The organism is Arthrobacter sp. MMS18-M83 (assembly GCF_026683955.1).
Lineage (GTDB): Bacteria > Actinomycetota > Actinomycetes > Actinomycetales > Micrococcaceae > Arthrobacter.
Genome location: NZ_CP113343.1, coordinates 3,257,611 through 3,273,854, shown reverse-complemented (window position 1 = coordinate 3,273,854; position 16,244 = coordinate 3,257,611). Strand labels below are relative to the sequence as shown.

Below are 16,244 nucleotides of genomic sequence, written 5' to 3'. Positions count from 1 at the left end.
GGAGACCCGGGGCCGGGAGTAGGACAAAGTGATGCCCAAATCGCGGGCAAGTTCTAACCTGGTGCCTGCCCGCATCGGGGCCCCGTTGTCTGCGTGGAGCACTGCGGGTGTGTGCCTGTTGCCGGCGACGGCGTCCCGGATCAGGGCCGAGGCGAGAGCGGCCGTTTCGGTGTATTCGATGCGGTGGCCAACGACCTTTCGGGAGAACACATCCATGATCGTGTAGAGCTTATAGGTGTGTTTGCCAGGGCCGTGGAGCATGGTGATGTCCCAGCTCCAGAGCTGGTTTGGAGCCGTCGCCGTATGGACGGGCTTAGCCCGTTTGGGGCCGGTACCAGGGCGTTGTTCGCGGCGGTCTCCGTTCTGCCCGTGCCGGGCCACGATCCGGTGCGCTGCCGCGATCGAGAACGGGCAGTAGCCCGCGTCCAGCATCCGGTAGTAGGCCTGGGTGACCGAGAGGTCCGCGTATTCCTCGGAGTTGAGCCGTTCCATGAACTCGTCGGCCTCGGCCGTCGTGATCCGGTTCGGGTAGTCACGCTCGGCGTGCGGGACGGTGATCCCGGCCGGGGTTGGCGGGGTCAGGTGCCGGTACCAGGTGGTACGGTGCAGGCCTACCAACGTACAGGCTCTCACTGCCGACCAGCCGGCTGTCACCAGTTTCCCAGCGAAGGTCAGGGCGATGGTTTTCCAGGCTTTGGCATCAACCACTCCGGGCGCCCCGGCTCCGGCGCTTCCAGTTGCGGTTCGGTCGCCGCCGCGCTCTTGGCCATGGCGTCCAAGAGCGCGGAAGCTTTTCCCAAGATGTCCACCGCGGCCTCGGAGCGGGCCAGCTTGGCTTTGAGAATCTCGTTCTCCTTGAGGACTCGTTCGAGTTGTCGCTTGTCTCCGGCGCTCAATCGCTGATCCTCCTTAGTTGGGTCACTCACCGAAGGCAGTTCACCGGATTCCCGGGCGCGTGCCCATTGCCGGATCAGAGCTGCCCGGATTCCGATGGCCCGGGCCAGAGCGGCCTTCGAACCCATTTCAAGGCATTTCTCGTGTTCATCCAGAATCGCGTTTTTCTCGCCAACTGTGAAGTGGCGATTCGACTGGCGGGCAGGGACAGCAAAGTCCATCATGGCCTTCCCCGACCCATACGCCGGACTCCTGCCGACAGAAAACCTGTCACACAAGAGCCTGACACACAGGGCAAAAAGCCGATATACGTGAGCGAGGGTTTGGAACGTCGGCCTCCCCGCCAACCCTCCCGCAGATATCAACCCCTCCCGGCCAACGCTCCTGCAGATGACGTGAGCGAGGGTCGCGCAAAAAGCCGATATACGTGAGCGAGGGTCGGGTCTTGCGCGCCCTACGTGACTTATGTCATACTTTTCCTCGATACGCATCGACGATGCGTATCGACGACGCAGAATCAGGCATCGGACCAAACACCGCACCCGGCAAGGAGGCCTGGAAGTGCCCACCAGCAAGGATGTCGCCCAAGCGGCCGGGGTAGCCCAAAGCACCGTTTCGTATGTGCTCAGCGGTAAGCGGCCCATTTCCGAGAAGACCCGGAAAAAGGTCGAGGCCGCCATTGACCAGTTGACGTACCAGCCCAATGCAGGTGCCAGAGCCTTGGCAAGCCGCAAAACCAGAGTCATCGGTCTGGTCATTCCGTTCATCCCAGAGCTCGAAATGGGATCGATCATGGAATTCGTCTCGGTTATTGCCAACTCGGCCCGGCAATACGACCACGACATTCTCTTGGTCACCGACGATGAAGGCGCCGCCGGACTGCGCCGAGTCGTCGGGCAGCAGATCTGCGACGGCCTGATCCTCATGCAGGTTGAGGACGAGGACGAGCGCCTCCCCGTGGCCCGCAGCCTGAACGTCCCGGTGGTGCTGATCGGCATCCCCCGCGATCCGTCCGGACTGGTCTGCATCGACGCCGACTTCGAAATGGCCGGGGAGCATTGCGTCCGGGATCTTGCGGCAGCTGGCCACTCGGTGATTTCCGTCCTTGATTGGCAGCCTGCAGTGATGGACCGGCATGTGAACTACGTTGACCGGTTCCTGCATGGCACGGATGTTGCGGCCAAAACCCTTGGCGTGACCGTGCTCCATCTTCCCGGCGGGATCGACCACGCCACCATCTCCGAATCGGTCGACAAAGCCCTCGCCAGCACCACAGGTAAGCCAGCATTCATCGCCCCCGATCGCACAATCCAGGACATTCTGCGCCGCATCTTGAGTAGCCGCGGCTTGACCCCCGGCATTGACGTCTCCGTGATCGGCAGCGCGTCCCCCACCCTTGCCGAACTCCAGCCCATTCCGCTTTCCACCATCGATCTGCGGCCCGGAGAAGTATCCCGCCGCGCCGTGAAAATCATGTGCCAGCTCCTCGAAGCCGACTCCCAGGGACCACACGAATCCCTGGAGTTGGTGCCAACGGTCATCACTCACCGTTCCAGCACGCTCCGCCCAGCCCGCGGCGCCTGAACGACCCCGTCTCACCACCGACCTCTCACCCGAACGCCTGCCCCACCCTTTCGTTTCAGCCGCTTTAGTTTCACCATCGTCGATACGCATCGATGATTCGATTCCTACCAACAAAGTAGCTTCCACCAACTCCCCTATCCACGAACAAAGGAACAGACAATGAAGTCAGCTATCACGACACGCCGCCCGCTCGCCCTGGCCGTGGCAGCACTGGTCGGCCTCCCGCTCGCCATCTCGGGTTGCGGTACCACCGCCTCCGCCTCTTCCACGGAAGCCGTGAAGGAAATCTCCGTCATGGATTACTACAACAACGAGCCGGACAAGTCATTTATCGGCGACGCGCTGACGGCGTGCGGCACCAAGGCCGGCGTCGCCATCAAACGCGAAACCGTGCCAGGCAAGTCGTTGATCTCGAAGGTGCTCCAGCAGTCCTCTTCCAAGACGTTGCCGGACGTGCTCATGCTCGACAACCCGGACCTGCAGCAGATCGCCGCCACGGGAGCTCTGGCACCCTTGACCGATTTCAAGATCAGCACCACCGACTTCGCGCCCGGAGTGCTGAGCGCTGGCACTTACAAGGACAAGGTGTACGGGCTCGCCCCCACCGTGAACACGATTGCTCTCTTCTACAACAAGGACATCCTGGCCAAGGCCGGCGTCACGCCGCCGACCACCTGGGATGAGCTGAAGGCTGCAGCCACCAAGCTCACCTCGGGTGAGCAGTATGGCCTGGCGTTCAACGCCAACCCCACTTATGAAGGCACGTGGCAGTTCCTTCCGGTCATGTGGTCCAACGGCGGCAACGAGAAGAACATCGACACCCCCGAGACCGCGCAGGCCTTGCAGCTCTGGACCGACTTGGTCAAGGACGGATCCGTGTCCTCCTCCGCCCTGAACTGGACGCAGGCAGACGTCAAGGACCAGTTCATGGCCGGCAAGGCAGCCATGATGGTCAACGGCCCTTGGCAGATTCCGGCCCTCGACAAGAAGACCACGCTGCAGTACGGGGTCGTGAAGATTCCGGTCCGCGACGCCAGCCAGACGGCCGTAGCCCCGCTTGGCGGCGAGGTGTGGACGGTCCCGCAGACAGGGAGCAAAGCCCGCCAGGCCAAGGCCGCCGAAGTAGTCGCTTGCATGAACAGTGACGAGAACCAGCTAGGCATGGCCAAGGTCCGCAACACCATCCCGTCCAAGACCACGCTGGCCGCGAAGTTCGCCAGCGAGAACCCCAAGCTCGCCACCTTCACCGATCTCATCAAGACCGCGCGCGCCCGCACCGGCCAGCTAGGCGAGGGTTGGCCAGCACAGGCTACTAAGATCTACACCGCCATCCAGACTGCGCTGACAGGCAAGGCCTCCCCTGCCGACGCCCTGAAGCAAGCCCAAGGCCAGTAAGCAGTTGGACATGTCCCTCACAACTGATTTGTCGCAGGCCAAGTCGCGCGCCAAGCTACGCGCCAACTCGCGGGCAAAATCCGGGACTGACACCACCCCGCCAGGGGAGACGGGACTAAAGCCCCGCAGGCGCAGCCGCAAACACCGCGAGCGCATCTACCAATGGCTGTTCCTGGTCCCCGCCGTGATCTATATGGCCCTGTTCTTCGGCTACCCAGTAGTCAAGAACGTCGTGATGAGCTTCCAGGACTACACCACCGCCACGTTCTTCACGGGGGAGGCCCCCTGGGTGGGGTTTGCGAACTACGCAAAGGTGCTGTCGTCGTCGTTGTTTTCAACGTCGCTGGTGAACACCGTGCTGTTCACCCTCGGCTCGATAGCTGGCCAGTTCGTGATCGGGCTGGCGCTGGCGGTCTTCTTCCAGCGCAGGTTCCCGCTCAACGGAATCCTCCGTTCGCTGCTCCTGCTCCCCTGGCTGCTGCCGCTCATCGTTTCCAGCGCCGTGTGGCGGTGGATCTTGGACAAGGACAGCGGAGCCTTGAACCGGTTCCTGGGCCAGTTGCACATCGTGGACACCGGCGTTCCTTGGCTCACCAGCACTTCGCTGGCCCTGATCGCGGTGGTTGGAGTGAACATCTGGATCGGCATCCCGTTCAATCTGACCATCCTCTACGGCGGCCTCCAGGAAATCCCCAACGAGCTCTATGAGGCCGGTTCCCTGGACGGCGCCACCGGTTGGAAGGCGTTCCGGCACATCACTTGGCCGATGCTGCGGCCGGTGGTGAGCGTGGTCCTGGTGCTCGGCGTCGTCTACACCCTGAAGGTGCTGGACATCATCCTGGGCCTGACCAACGGCGGCCCCGCCAACTCGACCCAGACCATCGCCACCCAGTCCTACGATCTGTCCTTCCACGAGTTCAAATTCGGCGAGGGCGCCGCGCTGGGCAATGTCCTGGTGGTCATTTCCTTGGTCTTCGCGGTCCTGTACCTGCGGGCCAGCCGGCGATCCGTCGATGAATGAGGAAACCATGACAACGACGAAAATCACCAGCCGCCGTTCGGCGCCTGCCCTCAACAGAACCGGACCGGCACCCAAAGACCCCGGACCCACGTCCAAAAAGTGGGGCTACACGGTCCTGGCCATCCTCTTCCTCGCCATCATGCTGTTCCCCGTGTACTGGATGATCAACGCCTCGCTGCAGCCCAACGGCACCACCCTTGAAACCTCGTGGCTGCCGCTGAAACCGGACTTCACGGGCTATGCCACGGCCATCAGCGAACAGGGCGGGAACCTGGTCACCAGCCTGGTGATCTCGCTGGGCAGCGTGCTCCTCAGCTTGGCCATCGCGGCACCCGCGGCCTACGCCTTGGCCTATTTCAAGGTCGAAGGTGCCGGGGTGGTCCTGTTCGCGATCCTGATCAGCCAGATGATCCCCGGAATCGTGGTGGCCAACGCGTTGTACACGGCCTACAACGATCTTGGCCTGCTCAATTCCATCCCGGGCCTGATCCTCGCAGATTCCTCCCACGGCATCCCATTCGCGATCCTCATCATCAGGGCCTTCATGAACGGTATGCCAGCGTCGGTCATCGAGGCAGCGCGCGTGGATGGCGCCGGGTACCTGAGGGCCTTTTGGTCAATCGTGGTGCCCTTGAGCAGGAACTCCCTGATCACCGCGGGGCTCTTTACATTCCTGTTCACGTGGAGCGACTTCCTGTTCGCGCTGACGCTGACCACCACCGAGGCAGTGCGGCCCGTCACCCTGGGAATCTTCCAGTACATCGGCGCCTACGTGAACGACTGGAGCTCGGTCATGGCCACGGCCGTCCTAGCCTCCATCCCTGCAATCATCCTGCTGGTCGCCGCGCAAAAGTACATCGCGGCGGGCACAACCGGCGGTGCGGTCAAGTAGTGCACTCAAGTAGTGCACTCAAGTAGCCAGTTCACGACGGCGGGACCCACCGCCGGTGCGCCGCGCACCGCCCGCGGCGCCGCACCGCCGTCGGGCGCTAACCGCTAAACCAAATTCGTCAACAAGGAGAAACCATGTCTGAACCAATCCGCGTGACCGTCTGGAGCGAAAACCGGCACGAAAAGCGCGACGAACTGGTGGCCCGACTGTACCCCGAAGGCATGCACGGGGCAGTGAAGGCCGGCATCGAGGAGAACCTCGGCGCCAGGGCCAGCGTCCGCACCGCCACCCTCGACGAGCCCGAGCACGGCCTCACAGAAGAAGTCCTCGCCAACACGGACGTCCTCACCTGGTGGGGGCACATGTCCCACGGCGACGTCGACGACGAGATCGTGGAGCGCGTCCACCGCCACGTCCTGTCCGGCATGGGCCTGATCGTGCTGCATTCCGGGCACTGGTCGAAGATCTTCACTAAGCTCATGGGCACGTCGTGCACGCTGCGCTGGCGGAGCGAGCAGGACCGCGAACTCGTCTGGACTGTGGACCCCACCCACCCGATCACCAAGGGCGTGCCGCACCCCATCGTGATCGAGCAGCAGGAAATGTACGGCGAATTCTTCGACATCCCCACCCCCGAGGAACTCGTTTTTATCAGCTCCTTCAGCGGCGGTGAAGTATTCCGCTCCGGCTGCACGTTCCGCCGCGGCCACGGAAAGATCTTCTTCTTCAGCCCCGGCGACCAGGACTACCCGGTCTACCACCACAAGGACGTCCGCCGGGTCATCTCCAACGCCGTCGAATGGGCGGTCACCGACCGGCCGGAGCGCGTCTACCCGGAGCTCCTTCGCTATGAGACCAACGACTTCTTCAACGGCAAGAGCTACCAGGGAGCCAACGCATGAGCACCCCTTTCGCCACCCTTCCCGACGACGGCACTCCCCTTCGCGTCGTCGTCGTCGGCGCCGGGGGCATGGGCCGCGCATGGCTTCGGACGGTGCACGAGTCGCCGCTCGTGGAGCTCGCGGGCATCGTTGACCTGGATCTGGACGCCGCCCGCGCCGGCGCGGCGGCTATCGGGCTTCCCGATCTGCCGGTGGGCACCGGGACCGCACAGTTGGCGTCCGACTTCGGCGCCCAAGCGGTCATCAACGTCACCGTTCCGGTCGCCCACCATCCGGTGACCACTGAGGCGCTGGCTGCCGGACTGCCAGTGCTCGGCGAAAAGCCCGTAGCCTCCACCGTAGTCCAAGGGCTTTCGCTGGCCGCGGCGTCGGAGCTCACTGGCCAGTTGTTCATGGTCAGCCAGTCCCGCCGGTACAACCGCCACCTGTTCGAAGCCAAACGGCTCGCCTCGGCGCTCGGCACTGTGGGCATCATGTCGGCGGAATTCTTCAAGGCTCCGCATTTCGGTGGTTTCCGGGATGCCATGGACCACCCGCTCCTGCTGGACATGGCCATCCATCAGTTCGACATGGCCCGCTTCCTGCTCGACGAAGATCCGGTCTCGGTGTTCTGCGAGGAATACAACCCGGCTTGGAGTTGGTACCGCGGCGATGCAGGGGCCACCGCCATCTTCGAAATGACCGGCGGGGAGCGCTTCGTGTTCACCGGGAGCTGGTGCAGCCCGGGCCAGGAGACCTCCTGGAACGCCGCGTGGCGGATCAGCGGCGAACACGGCACGGTCCTGTGGGACGGCGACAATGAACCGCTCGTGGATTCCATCGAGGTCCCACTCAGGGCAGACAGCGATGATCCCGGGCAGGAGATCGCCGGCTCGCTGAGTGACTTCGTGGCCGCCCTGCGCAACGGAAGCACCCCCATGGGCCAGGTTCACCAGAACATCATGAGCCTGGCCATGGTGGAAGCCGCCATGCTCAGCGCGTCGACCGGCACCCGGATCTCCGTGGACGCGCTTCTTGAGGAATCGTATTCCCAGGCCGTCCTGACGGAACGCGACCCGGACGTGCTGGAGGTCCTCAAGTCCTGGACCTCGGTCCGCGGCGCTTTGGCTCCTGCTCCCCGCTGACCCAACTAGCTCGCAGTTGTTGTCGTTTTGAAGGCTCAGAACGACAACAACTGCCGGCTACATGGGGAGCCGCTTCGCGAGCCTGAACTCGAGGCCGGTACGGACGGCGGGCCATTCGTGTTCGAGAATGGAGAACACGACTGTGTCGCGCAGTACTCCGTCCAGCGTGCGCGAGTGGTTGCGGAGCACGCCGTCCTGCTTGGCGCCCAGCCGCGCGATAGCCTCACGCGATTGGTGGTTGAGCCAGTGGGTCCGGAATTCGACGGCGGGGCAACCGAGGGTTTCGAAGGCGTGGTGGAGGAGCAACAGCTTGGAATCGGGGTTGCTGCCGCTGCCGTGTGCAGAGGCTGCGTTCCACGTGGAGCCGATCTCGACGCGCGGGGTGGCGGTGTCGATGTTCATGTAGGTGGTCATGCCGATCAGCTTGCCGCTCGCCTTCAACCGCGTGGCGAATGGCAACATCGATCCCTGCTCCTGCAGCGCGAGCCGGCGGTCGATCTCCGCGGCCATTCGTTCAGGCGACGGCACGGAGGTGTACCAAAGCTTCCACAACTCGCCGTCCTTGGCTGCGTCCACCAAGCCATCGTGGTGCTCGGGGCTCAGCGGTTCCAAGGTTACGAAGCGGCCATCCAGGGTTACAGGTGCAATGAGAGTCACCCGGCTAGCCTAACCGACCCAACTGACTCGCATTTGTTGTCGTTTTGCGGCCTGAAAACGACACCTACTGCGAGTCAGTTGGGGTTCCGAGGAGCGTGCCTGTGGATAACTCAAAATGGCGTTCCAGGATTTGCAACGATGGGGCGATGAGGACACCGCAACCTTTGCCGGCGCCGCTGGCGAGCGCCCCATTTACCTTTCAAGAAGCGGCCGACGCCGGTGTAAGCCTCCGGCGGTTGAGGCACCGATCGCTGCCCTCGCCAAGCCGCGGTATCAGGATTCCGGACGAGGCGCTAGTCCAAGGGCAGACGAGGGACGCCAGTTTGCCGCTGATCGTGCGCCCTTTCACAGTGGTGACCGGGTTCTCAGCTGCATCTCACGCCACAGCCTTCTCGCTGTGGTCATTCCCAGGGCTCCTGCCGGGCAGCGATGATCCGCGCATCCATATCTCACGTCCGGACACCATGGCGATTCCGCGGCGAACCGGGGTGGTGGGACATGTGGGGCAGTTCTTCGATGACGAAATCACGAATCTTGACGGAGTCCTGGTCACCACGCGCACGCGGACATGGCTCGATGTGTCGAGGAAAATGAGCGTGGATGAGCTGACCGTTGTGGCCGACCATCTGCTGCGGGTCCCTCGGCCGGAGTTTGAAGACCGCACGGAGCCGTACGCAACATTGGAACAATTGGCCGACACGCTGGACCGGCACAAGGGCACTCCTGGGATCCGCAAGGCACGCCTGGCCCTTGAACAGGCACGGATCGGCTCCGACTCGGCCCCCGAAACGCGGCTTCGGCTGGCGCTTGAACGGGGCGGACTGCCCGAACCGCAACTGAACGTCGTCACTCAGCTAGCTGCCGGCGTCGTACGTCAACCGGATCTGGCCTATCCGGAACACCGCGTGGCGGTCGAATACGACGGCGAGCCGCATTCCGAGCCGGCCCAGATAGTCCGGGACATCGCCCGCGAAGAGGATTTCGCCCGTGCGGGCTGGCACTTGGTCAGGATCTCCAAACGGCACATGGAGAAGGATGCGAGGTCCGCCGTCGCAAAAGTCCGTGCCGTGCTCTTGGGCCGGGGCTGGACCCCCAAGTAACTCGCATTAGATGTCGCTATGAGGCCTCAAAACGACCACAAATGCGAGCCAGTTGGGGTTCCGAGGCTCAGTCAGTCCAGTCGAAGAAACCCTTGCCAGTCTTGCGTCCCAGCTCGCCGCGAGCAACCTTGTCGCGCAGAATCTGGGGTGGTGCGAAGCGCTCCCCCAGCGTCGAATGCAGGTATTCGGCGATGCCGAGGCGCACATCCAGGCCGACGATATCCGTGGTCTTCAGCGGCCCGGTGGGGTGTTTGTAACCGAGCACCATGGCGGCGTCGATGTCCTCCGCCGACGCCACGCCTTCTTCCACCATGCGCATCGCCTCAAGGGCGATCGCGACGCCCAGCCGCGAGGACGCAAAGCCCGGAGCGTCATTGACGACGACGGCGGTCTTGCCTAGTGCTTCGGTCCAGCTTTTCGCCGTGGCAGCGAGTTCCGGCGAGGTCTCCTTGGCCAGGACCACCTCGATGAGCGTGGACGCCGGGACCGGGTTGAAGAAGTGCAGGCCCACGAAATTGGCGGGCCTCCGGAGCTGCGAAGCAAGGCCGGTGACGGACAGGGACGAGGTGTTCGAGGCCAGGAAGGCGTCCGCGGAGAGGTGCTCCTCCACGGCCTTGAGGGCTGCGACCTTGAGCTCGTAATCCTCTGGCACGGCCTCCACAACGAGCCCGCAGTGAATAAAGGAGTCGTAGTCGGTGGAGGTGCTGAACCGGGACAATACTTCGTCCGCGGTCTCGGTCAGGGTGCCGCGGGCAGCGGATTTGGCCACAGCTTCAGCGACGCGACCCTGCGCCCCGGCCGCGGCTTCGTGATCGCGCTCGACGACGATCACGGTGGCGCCCTTGGTCAAAAAAGCGTGGGCGATGCCGGCACCCATGCGTCCCCCGCCGAGGACACCGACAACATGTGGGATTGCGGGGACTGCTGTCATTTCCGGGTCCTGTCTGGGTTGTCGCTGGACTGCTTGTCGCTGGACTGTTTGGCGCTCTTCTTGTCGAGGAACGCCTGCATGCGGTCGAACTTGGCTTGGGATTCAAAGAGCATGCCCTGGGCCAAGGTGTCGATTACGGGGTGCGCCTCGGCGGGAGCGTGGAAGACCGACTTGGTGATCCGCACGGCCAGGGGGTCCTGCCGGCCGATCCGGTCAGCAAGGTTGTGGGCAGCTTCCATGAGCACCGGGGCCTCATGGATCTGGGTGATGAGGTTGATCCGCAGGGCTTCCTCGGCACGGAGGACGGCACCGGCCAGGAGGATTTCCTTGGCGATCGGCTCCCCCACGAGTTCCTTGAGGCGCCACGTGGCCCCGGCTGCGGCCATGATGCCCAGCCCGGTTTCCGGGTTGCCGATCCGGAGGCTGGGCGTACCGATGCGGAAGTCCGCCGCATAGGCGAGCTCGGCCCCGCCGCCCAGGCAGTAGCCGTCCAAGGCCGCGATGACGGGCATGGGCAGTTTCGCGATCCGGACAAAGATGGTGGAGTTGATGCCGCGCAGGGCGTCGTCACGGCGGCGTTCCCGCAGCTGGCCGATGTCCGCGCCCGACGCAAACACGCCTTCTACGCCGGCGATGATCAGTATTTTCGGCTCGCCCTCAAGGTAGTCGCACACCTTGTGGAGTTCGTCCACCATCTGCTGGTCGATCGCGTTGCGGACCTCGGGCCGGTTCAGGAGGACAGTGACGCGGTCCTCGCGTTCTTCTATGAGCAAGGTTCCGAATTCCCCGGGGTTCAAAGCCATTACATGCCTTCCAGGAGGATGGCGGCGCCCTGCCCGACGCCGATGCACATCGTTGCGAGGCCGATCTTACGGTCGGCGGTGCCGAGCTCCCGTTCCATGCGGCCCAGCAGGGTGATGGCGATACGCGAGCCGCTGGAACCCAGCGGGTGCCCCAGGGAGATCGCGCCGCCGTCGTTGTTCACGATGTCCGGGTCCAGGCCCAGACGCCGCATGCTCGCGAGCGATTGCGTCGCAAAGGCTTCATTGAGTTCGACGGCGCCTAGGTCGCCGACGGTGAGTCCGGAACGGCCCAGGATCTTCTGGGTAGCGGGGACCGGGCCGATTCCCATGATTTCCGGTTCGCAGCCCGCCGAGCCACCGTCGATGATGCGGGCACGTGGCGTGAGGCCGAACTTTTCGATGGCAGCCTCCGAAGCGACGATGATGGCGGACGCGCCGTCGTTGAGCGTGGAGGAGTTGCCGGCAGTAACAACGGAGCCGCCTGCAACCACGGGACGGAGACCTGCGAGAACCTCCATCGTGGTTCCTTCGCGAGGCCCCTCGTCAGTGTCAACCACGGTTTCTCCCTTGCGTGTCTTCACGGTGACTGGCACGATCTCGTCCTTGAAGCGGCCGCCGGCAATGGCTGCAAGCGCGCGTTCGTGCGAGCGGACGGCGAAAGCGTCGGCGTCCTCACGGGAGATGCCGTCCACCCGGGCAACTTCCTCAGCCGTTTCTGGCATGGAGTAGGTCATCTTGCCGCCGCGGGAGAGCTCGCCCTTGGTGAAAAGCGGGTTGGCGAAGCGCCAACCGATGGAGGTGTCGAAGATTTGGCCAGGCTTGGCGAAGGCTGTTGAGGGCTTCTCCTGCACCCAAGGGGCCCGGCTCATGGACTCGACGCCGCCCGCCACAACGATGTCCGCTGCGCCGGCCTTGATCATGTGGCTGGCCATGATGATGGCGCTCATGCCGGAGGCACACAGGCGGTTGACCGTGATGCCGGGGATGTGGAGGGGAAGTCCCGCCAAGAGGGTGGCCATGCGTGCGACGTTGCGGTTTTCCTCGCCGGCACCGTTGGCGTTGCCCAGGATGACTTCGTCAATGGCGTCGGGGTCTACACCGGCCCGGGCCACGGCTTCGCGGATCACGAGGGCTGCCAGGTCATCAGGACGGACCGCGGAAAGCGCTCCGCCATACCGGCCTACAGGGGTGCGGGCACCGCCAACAAGAAAAGCCTCGACCATGAGAACATCCTTCGCGAAGGGAGCGGGGCCGGTGAGTAATTTACCGACCGTTCGTTCTATAAAGATTACACGGCGCCGCCATGTGGTCAACTGCTACCTGGCGGCGCCGATGTTTCACTCAGATCACCCGGATCCCCAGATGCCCTGCCAAAAGCGGCGCCATGAGGCTGAGCTGATAGTCGTCAATGACCACGCCGGACAGTCCGCCAAGTCCATTGATCATGCGGAAATCCGAGCCACGCAGGTCCACATCCTTGAGCTTGGCCCCCGTGACATCCAGCGTCCCGATGGTGCAGTCCTTGACCACCATGCGCGTCGCGGTACAGGCCCTAAGGTCGAGTTCGTTGATGATGCAGCCCGTGATCACCACATCCGTGAGTTTGGATCCGCGAAGGTTCAGGAAGTCCAGCTTGCCCCCGTCGATCTTCACCGAATGCCAGGCGCCCTCGTACATCTCCGCTGAGCCCCAACGCGGGTTGCTGATCTCGACTTCACGCCATGAGGTACGTGCAGCGGTGAACACCGGCGCGTAGGGCTCGTTCAGGATGCAGTCCCGGAAGGTCGCGCCGCGTAGCTGAGCCTCGTTGAATGAGACTCCATTGAATTCGCACTCGATGAAGTCCGCCCCGCTCAACTCCGCGCCGTCGGCCACCGCACGGGTAAGGCGGACGCCGTCGTACCGTTCGCCACGCTGGAAGTCCGGGGCGGGATCGTCGCGGAGCTCGTCAAGCCTGATCGGTGAAATCCGGGGTGCCGCCACCTTGCCAACCGCCGCCACTAGAGCGACTCCGCTTTGGCCGCAATCTCGGCAAGATCCTTCGCGAGCGCCTTACGCGTGACACTCATCCCGAGCTTCCCGAACGCGGCCATCATGACTTTGCTGAGGAAAGTCGGCTTGAGGACCTCGGCACCGAAGAACAACGTCAGTTCCGTCCCGCCGTCCTGCTCTTTCAAGGTAAAGCGGTTGGTGTAGTCCGCGCCGCCCTGCCGCGCCGTGACCGTGGTGCTGCCCGGCGGATCGCTCTGGGAAACCTGCATTTCCACGGTTTCCTCCCGGCCCATCATGACGCGTGTTTCCTTCCAGCGCGTGCCCTCGCCATAGGGTCCCTCGCTGAGCATCTGGATCGCTTTCACGCCCGAGAGGGTCCTGGCGGAGCCCGGAATGTCAGAGATGACGGCCCAGACTTTCTCCCGGGAGGCGTTGACGTGCTGGCTGAGAGTGGTGCTGTGGTCCATGCATCGAGCCTAACTGCGACCGCAGACAAAAACAGCCGACAAGACACTTGCGCGGTCTGGCAGGATTGCACCATGGTGCACATCGATTTGAGCACGGAGAGCACGGCGGCCGGAGGCTCCCGCACGCTGCAGGGGTACCTGGCCGAGCCCGACGGCGAGGGGCCGTTCCCCGGCGTCGTACTCATCCATGAAGCCTTTGGGCTCGACGACATGATGCGCCGCCACGCGGATCGGCTCGCGGCGGCAGGCTACCTGACGCTCGCCGTCGACCTCTATAGCGACGGCGGCGCGAGGCGCTGCCTTGTGGCGACCATGCGCTCCCTGATGTCCGGCACTGGCCGGGCGTTCACGGACGTGTCCACGGCACGGTCTTGGCTCCGCGGCGATGCCAGGTGCACCGGAAAGGTGGGGGTCATCGGGTTTTGTATGGGAGGTGCCTTCGCCCTGCTTGCGGCCCATGACGACTTCGACGCCGCCTCGGTCAACTATGGCCAATTGCCGCGGGATCTGGAGCAGGCGTTGGAAGGTGCGTGCCCGATCGTGGCCAACTATGGAGGCCAGGACAGGACCTTGCGGGGAGCGTCCGCCAAGTTGGAAGCCGCACTCACGAACCTCGGGATCGAGCACGACGTCAAGGAATTCCCGACGGCGGGCCACGCTTTTCTGAACGACGCCCCGGTCGGGCCCCGGGCACTGAGGCCGTTGATGCGGGTGATGGGCATCAAACCCGACCCGGCAGCCGCGCCGGAAGCCTGGCAGCGCATCGAGGACCATTTCGCGAAGTACCTGAAGGGCTGAACAAAGTACGACGGCGGGCGCCTCCGCCGCGGGAGGCGCCCGCCGTCGTCAGGCTGCTAGGTGTGGGGCCTAGCTAAACAGCTCGCTCTTCGGCTCGTTGTTCTTGACCTTCTGCCAGCCGAGCCACAGCACGACGGCGAAGAACGGGATGGTGGCCAGGGTCCAGAGACCCAGGAGGAACACCTCGCCGGTCTTGCTGGTCATGGTGTCGAAGCCAATCAGCACGGTAATGGCCAAGAGGGCAACGAGGCCCACCCAGCTGGTCCATGGCGATCCGGGCATCGGAAGGGTGGAGACTTTGCCCTTCTGTTGGCGCAGTGCGATCTGGCTGGCGAAGATGGCGCCCCAAGTGAAGATGACACCGATGGACGCGGTGTTGAGCGCGAGGTCAAAGGCATGCGAGCCGCCCAGCCAGATGTTCATCAGGATGCCCACGAGGTAGAACGCGGCGATGGCCAGGATCGCGGCGTACGGGACGTGGCGCGAGGACATCTTGGTGAGCCACTGCGGAGCATGTCCATTGTTGGCCATGGTGCGGAACACGCGGCCGATCGAGTACAGGCCGGAGTTGCAGGAGGACAGCGCGGCCGTGATGACGATCATGTTCATCACGTCGCCCACCCAGCCAAGGCCCATCTGGCCGAACACGGTGACGAACGGCGAAACGCCGGCCTTGTACTGGTCTGACGGCAGCAGCATGGCCAGGAGAAGGACGGAACCGACGTAGAAGACCACGATACGGAGCACGACGGCGCGGATCGCCTTGGGCACTTCACGCTTGGGATCCTGCATCTCACCGGCCGTGATGCCAACGAGTTCGATGCCGTTGTAAGCGAAGATCACGGCATTCAGGACGAGGACCATGACGAGGGCGCCCTTGGGGAACATTCCCCCGTCGCCGTCGAAAAGGTTGGCCGCGGACGCGTGGCCGTTACCCACCTTGGCGTTCGTGACCACCATGAAGGTGCCTACAGCCAGGAAGATCACGATGGCGCCGACCTTCAGGACCGAGGCCCAGAATTCGAATTCACCGAACGCCTTGACGCTGAGCAGGTTCACGGCCACGAGCAACAACAGCGCCGCGATGGCCGACGCCTCGACTGGCACATTGGGGAAGAAGAACTGGAAGTACAGGCCGATCGCGATCAGCTCCGCGATCCCGGTCATGCCCCAGTTGATGAAGTACATCCAGCCGGAGAGGAAGGCGCCCTTCTTACCGAACATTTCGCCGGCGTAGCTGACGAAGGAGCCGGACGTCTGGCGGTACATGATGAGCTCGCCGAGGGCGCGCATGAGCAGGTAGGCGATGACGCCGGCGATGGCGTAGGAGAAGATCAGCGCCGGGCCCGTCGAAGCCAGCCGTCCGCCGGCACCCATGAAGAGTCCGACGCCGATGGCCCCGCCCATGGAGATCATGGTGACGTGGCGGCCGCTCAGGGTCTTCTTGTAGCCCTCGGCACTGAGGTTTTCGGACGTTGTAGCAGTACTGGGCGCCGCCAGGGTTTCCGGCTCGCGCTGAAGGTCGGTTGTGGTGTTTTGAGGCACAGCTGTTCCTTGTGGGTTGGGGAAAATTCCGGCCCTGGCTTCACTCGTATCGGCGCACGCAATTCGAGCTTTTGGCCTGTTGGCGAGTCGAATCAGTAGCGCAAACACGGAAGCGTCGAAGGTAAATCCGGCAAGACCA

General features: G+C 63.7%; 16 protein-coding genes and 1 pseudogene. 8 read left to right on the top strand and 9 right to left on the bottom strand.

Going from position 1 to position 16,244, the window contains the following annotated elements; translation table 11 throughout:
* Positions 1–66 precede the first annotated feature (66 nt).
* Both OW521_RS24415 and OW521_RS15525 read right to left on the bottom strand, forming a co-directional pair.
* A pseudogene (locus OW521_RS24415) lies at positions 67–261 on the bottom strand (DDE-type integrase/transposase/recombinase); the annotation flags it as partial.
* A gap of 410 nt (positions 262–671) precedes the next feature.
* On the bottom strand, positions 672–1,118 hold the full coding sequence (locus tag OW521_RS15525; protein WP_268020513.1) for a hypothetical protein: 447 nt from the start codon (positions 1,116–1,118) through the stop codon (positions 672–674).
* A 337-nt stretch (positions 1,119–1,455) separates the two neighbouring features.
* Between OW521_RS15525 and OW521_RS15520 the strand changes: the two genes are divergently transcribed.
* From OW521_RS15520 to OW521_RS15495, 6 genes are all read left to right on the top strand, one after another.
* Entirely contained in the window at positions 1,456–2,478 is a 1,023-nt protein-coding gene (locus OW521_RS15520) for a LacI family DNA-binding transcriptional regulator (protein WP_268020512.1), read from the top strand.
* Between the two features lie 159 nt (positions 2,479–2,637).
* Positions 2,638–3,873, top strand: a complete 1,236-nt coding sequence (locus OW521_RS15515) for a sugar ABC transporter substrate-binding protein (protein WP_268020511.1) — start codon at positions 2,638–2,640, stop codon at positions 3,871–3,873.
* Positions 3,874–3,883: 10 nt separating this feature from the next.
* The gene (locus OW521_RS15510; protein ID WP_268020510.1) at positions 3,884–4,894 is read left to right on the top strand and encodes a carbohydrate ABC transporter permease; all 1,011 of its coding nucleotides are present in this window, start codon (positions 3,884–3,886) and stop codon (positions 4,892–4,894) included.
* A 7-nt stretch (positions 4,895–4,901) separates the two neighbouring features.
* Entirely contained in the window at positions 4,902–5,786 is an 885-nt protein-coding gene (locus tag OW521_RS15505; protein WP_442781163.1) for a carbohydrate ABC transporter permease, read from the top strand.
* A gap of 134 nt (positions 5,787–5,920) precedes the next feature.
* Positions 5,921–6,688 (top strand): ThuA domain-containing protein, encoded by a 768-nt coding sequence (locus OW521_RS15500; protein ID WP_268020509.1) that lies wholly within the window; start codon positions 5,921–5,923, stop codon positions 6,686–6,688.
* Positions 6,685–7,812: a Gfo/Idh/MocA family protein gene (locus OW521_RS15495; protein WP_268020508.1), complete on the top strand. Its 1,128-nt coding sequence runs from the start codon at positions 6,685–6,687 to the stop codon at positions 7,810–7,812. Before OW521_RS15500 ends, OW521_RS15495 begins: the two co-directional genes overlap by 4 nt.
* Positions 7,813–7,869: 57 nt before the next feature.
* Here OW521_RS15495 and OW521_RS15490 read toward each other — a convergent pair whose 3' ends face one another.
* Entirely contained in the window at positions 7,870–8,469 is a 600-nt protein-coding gene (locus OW521_RS15490) for a GNAT family N-acetyltransferase (protein ID WP_268020507.1), read from the bottom strand.
* Between the two features lie 323 nt (positions 8,470–8,792).
* On the opposite strand from OW521_RS15490, the gene OW521_RS15485 reads away from it, so the two are divergent.
* The gene (locus OW521_RS15485) at positions 8,793–9,569 is read left to right on the top strand and encodes an endonuclease domain-containing protein (RefSeq protein WP_268020506.1); all 777 of its coding nucleotides are present in this window, start codon (positions 8,793–8,795) and stop codon (positions 9,567–9,569) included.
* Positions 9,570–9,636: 67 nt separating this feature from the next.
* Here the strand turns inward: OW521_RS15485 and OW521_RS15480 are convergent, their stop codons facing one another.
* From OW521_RS15480 to OW521_RS15460, 5 genes are all read right to left on the bottom strand, one after another.
* On the bottom strand, positions 9,637–10,500 hold the full coding sequence (locus OW521_RS15480; RefSeq protein ID WP_268020505.1) for a 3-hydroxyacyl-CoA dehydrogenase family protein: 864 nt from the start codon (positions 10,498–10,500) through the stop codon (positions 9,637–9,639).
* Positions 10,497–11,303 carry an enoyl-CoA hydratase/isomerase family protein gene (locus tag OW521_RS15475; RefSeq protein WP_268020504.1) on the bottom strand — a complete coding sequence of 269 codons (807 nt, stop codon included), beginning with the start codon at positions 11,301–11,303 and terminating at the stop codon, positions 10,497–10,499. The genes OW521_RS15480 and OW521_RS15475 overlap by 4 nt, the downstream gene beginning before the upstream one ends.
* Positions 11,303–12,526: a thiolase family protein gene (locus OW521_RS15470; RefSeq protein ID WP_268020503.1), complete on the bottom strand. Its 1,224-nt coding sequence runs from the start codon at positions 12,524–12,526 to the stop codon at positions 11,303–11,305. The genes OW521_RS15475 and OW521_RS15470 overlap by 1 nt, the downstream gene beginning before the upstream one ends.
* Positions 12,527–12,644: 118 nt before the next feature.
* Positions 12,645–13,304 carry a pentapeptide repeat-containing protein gene (locus OW521_RS15465; RefSeq protein ID WP_268020502.1) on the bottom strand — a complete coding sequence of 220 codons (660 nt, stop codon included), beginning with the start codon at positions 13,302–13,304 and terminating at the stop codon, positions 12,645–12,647.
* A complete protein-coding gene (locus OW521_RS15460; RefSeq protein WP_268020501.1) occupies positions 13,304–13,762 on the bottom strand; it encodes an SRPBCC family protein in 459 nt (152 codons plus the stop codon). The genes OW521_RS15465 and OW521_RS15460 overlap by 1 nt, the downstream gene beginning before the upstream one ends.
* 72 nt (positions 13,763–13,834) lie before the next feature.
* Here OW521_RS15460 and OW521_RS15455 point away from each other — a divergent pair, with 72 nt between their 5' ends.
* Positions 13,835–14,560, top strand: coding sequence for a dienelactone hydrolase family protein (locus OW521_RS15455; protein WP_268020500.1), 726 nt, complete (start codon positions 13,835–13,837; stop codon positions 14,558–14,560).
* A 69-nt stretch (positions 14,561–14,629) separates the two neighbouring features.
* Here the strand turns inward: OW521_RS15455 and OW521_RS15450 are convergent, their stop codons facing one another.
* Complete coding sequence (locus OW521_RS15450) at positions 14,630–16,105, bottom strand: amino acid permease (protein WP_268020499.1); 1,476 nt, start codon at positions 16,103–16,105, stop codon at positions 14,630–14,632.
* Between the last annotated feature and the right edge of the window lie 139 nt (positions 16,106–16,244).

Bases quoted from the DNA above. Each gene is read 5' to 3' on its own strand.
- OW521_RS15525 (WP_268020513.1), bottom strand. From the start codon at position 1,118: ATGATGGACTTTGCTGTCCCTGCCCGCCAGTCGAATCGCCACTTCACA.
- OW521_RS15515 (WP_268020511.1), top strand. From the start codon at position 2,638: ATGAAGTCAGCTATCACGACACGCCGCCCGCTCGCCCTGGCCGTGGCA.
- OW521_RS15510 (WP_268020510.1), top strand. From the start codon at position 3,884: ATGTCCCTCACAACTGATTTGTCGCAGGCCAAGTCGCGCGCCAAGCTA.
- OW521_RS15505 (WP_442781163.1), top strand. From the start codon at position 4,902: ATGACAACGACGAAAATCACCAGCCGCCGTTCGGCGCCTGCCCTCAAC.
- OW521_RS15500 (WP_268020509.1), top strand. From the start codon at position 5,921: ATGTCTGAACCAATCCGCGTGACCGTCTGGAGCGAAAACCGGCACGAA.
- OW521_RS15495 (WP_268020508.1), top strand. From the start codon at position 6,685: ATGAGCACCCCTTTCGCCACCCTTCCCGACGACGGCACTCCCCTTCGC.
- OW521_RS15480 (WP_268020505.1), bottom strand. From the start codon at position 10,500: ATGACAGCAGTCCCCGCAATCCCACATGTTGTCGGTGTCCTCGGCGGG.
- OW521_RS15475 (WP_268020504.1), bottom strand. From the start codon at position 11,303: ATGGCTTTGAACCCCGGGGAATTCGGAACCTTGCTCATAGAAGAACGC.
- OW521_RS15470 (WP_268020503.1), bottom strand. From the start codon at position 12,526: ATGGTCGAGGCTTTTCTTGTTGGCGGTGCCCGCACCCCTGTAGGCCGG.
- OW521_RS15460 (WP_268020501.1), bottom strand. From the start codon at position 13,762: ATGGACCACAGCACCACTCTCAGCCAGCACGTCAACGCCTCCCGGGAG.
- OW521_RS15455 (WP_268020500.1), top strand. From the start codon at position 13,835: ATGGTGCACATCGATTTGAGCACGGAGAGCACGGCGGCCGGAGGCTCC.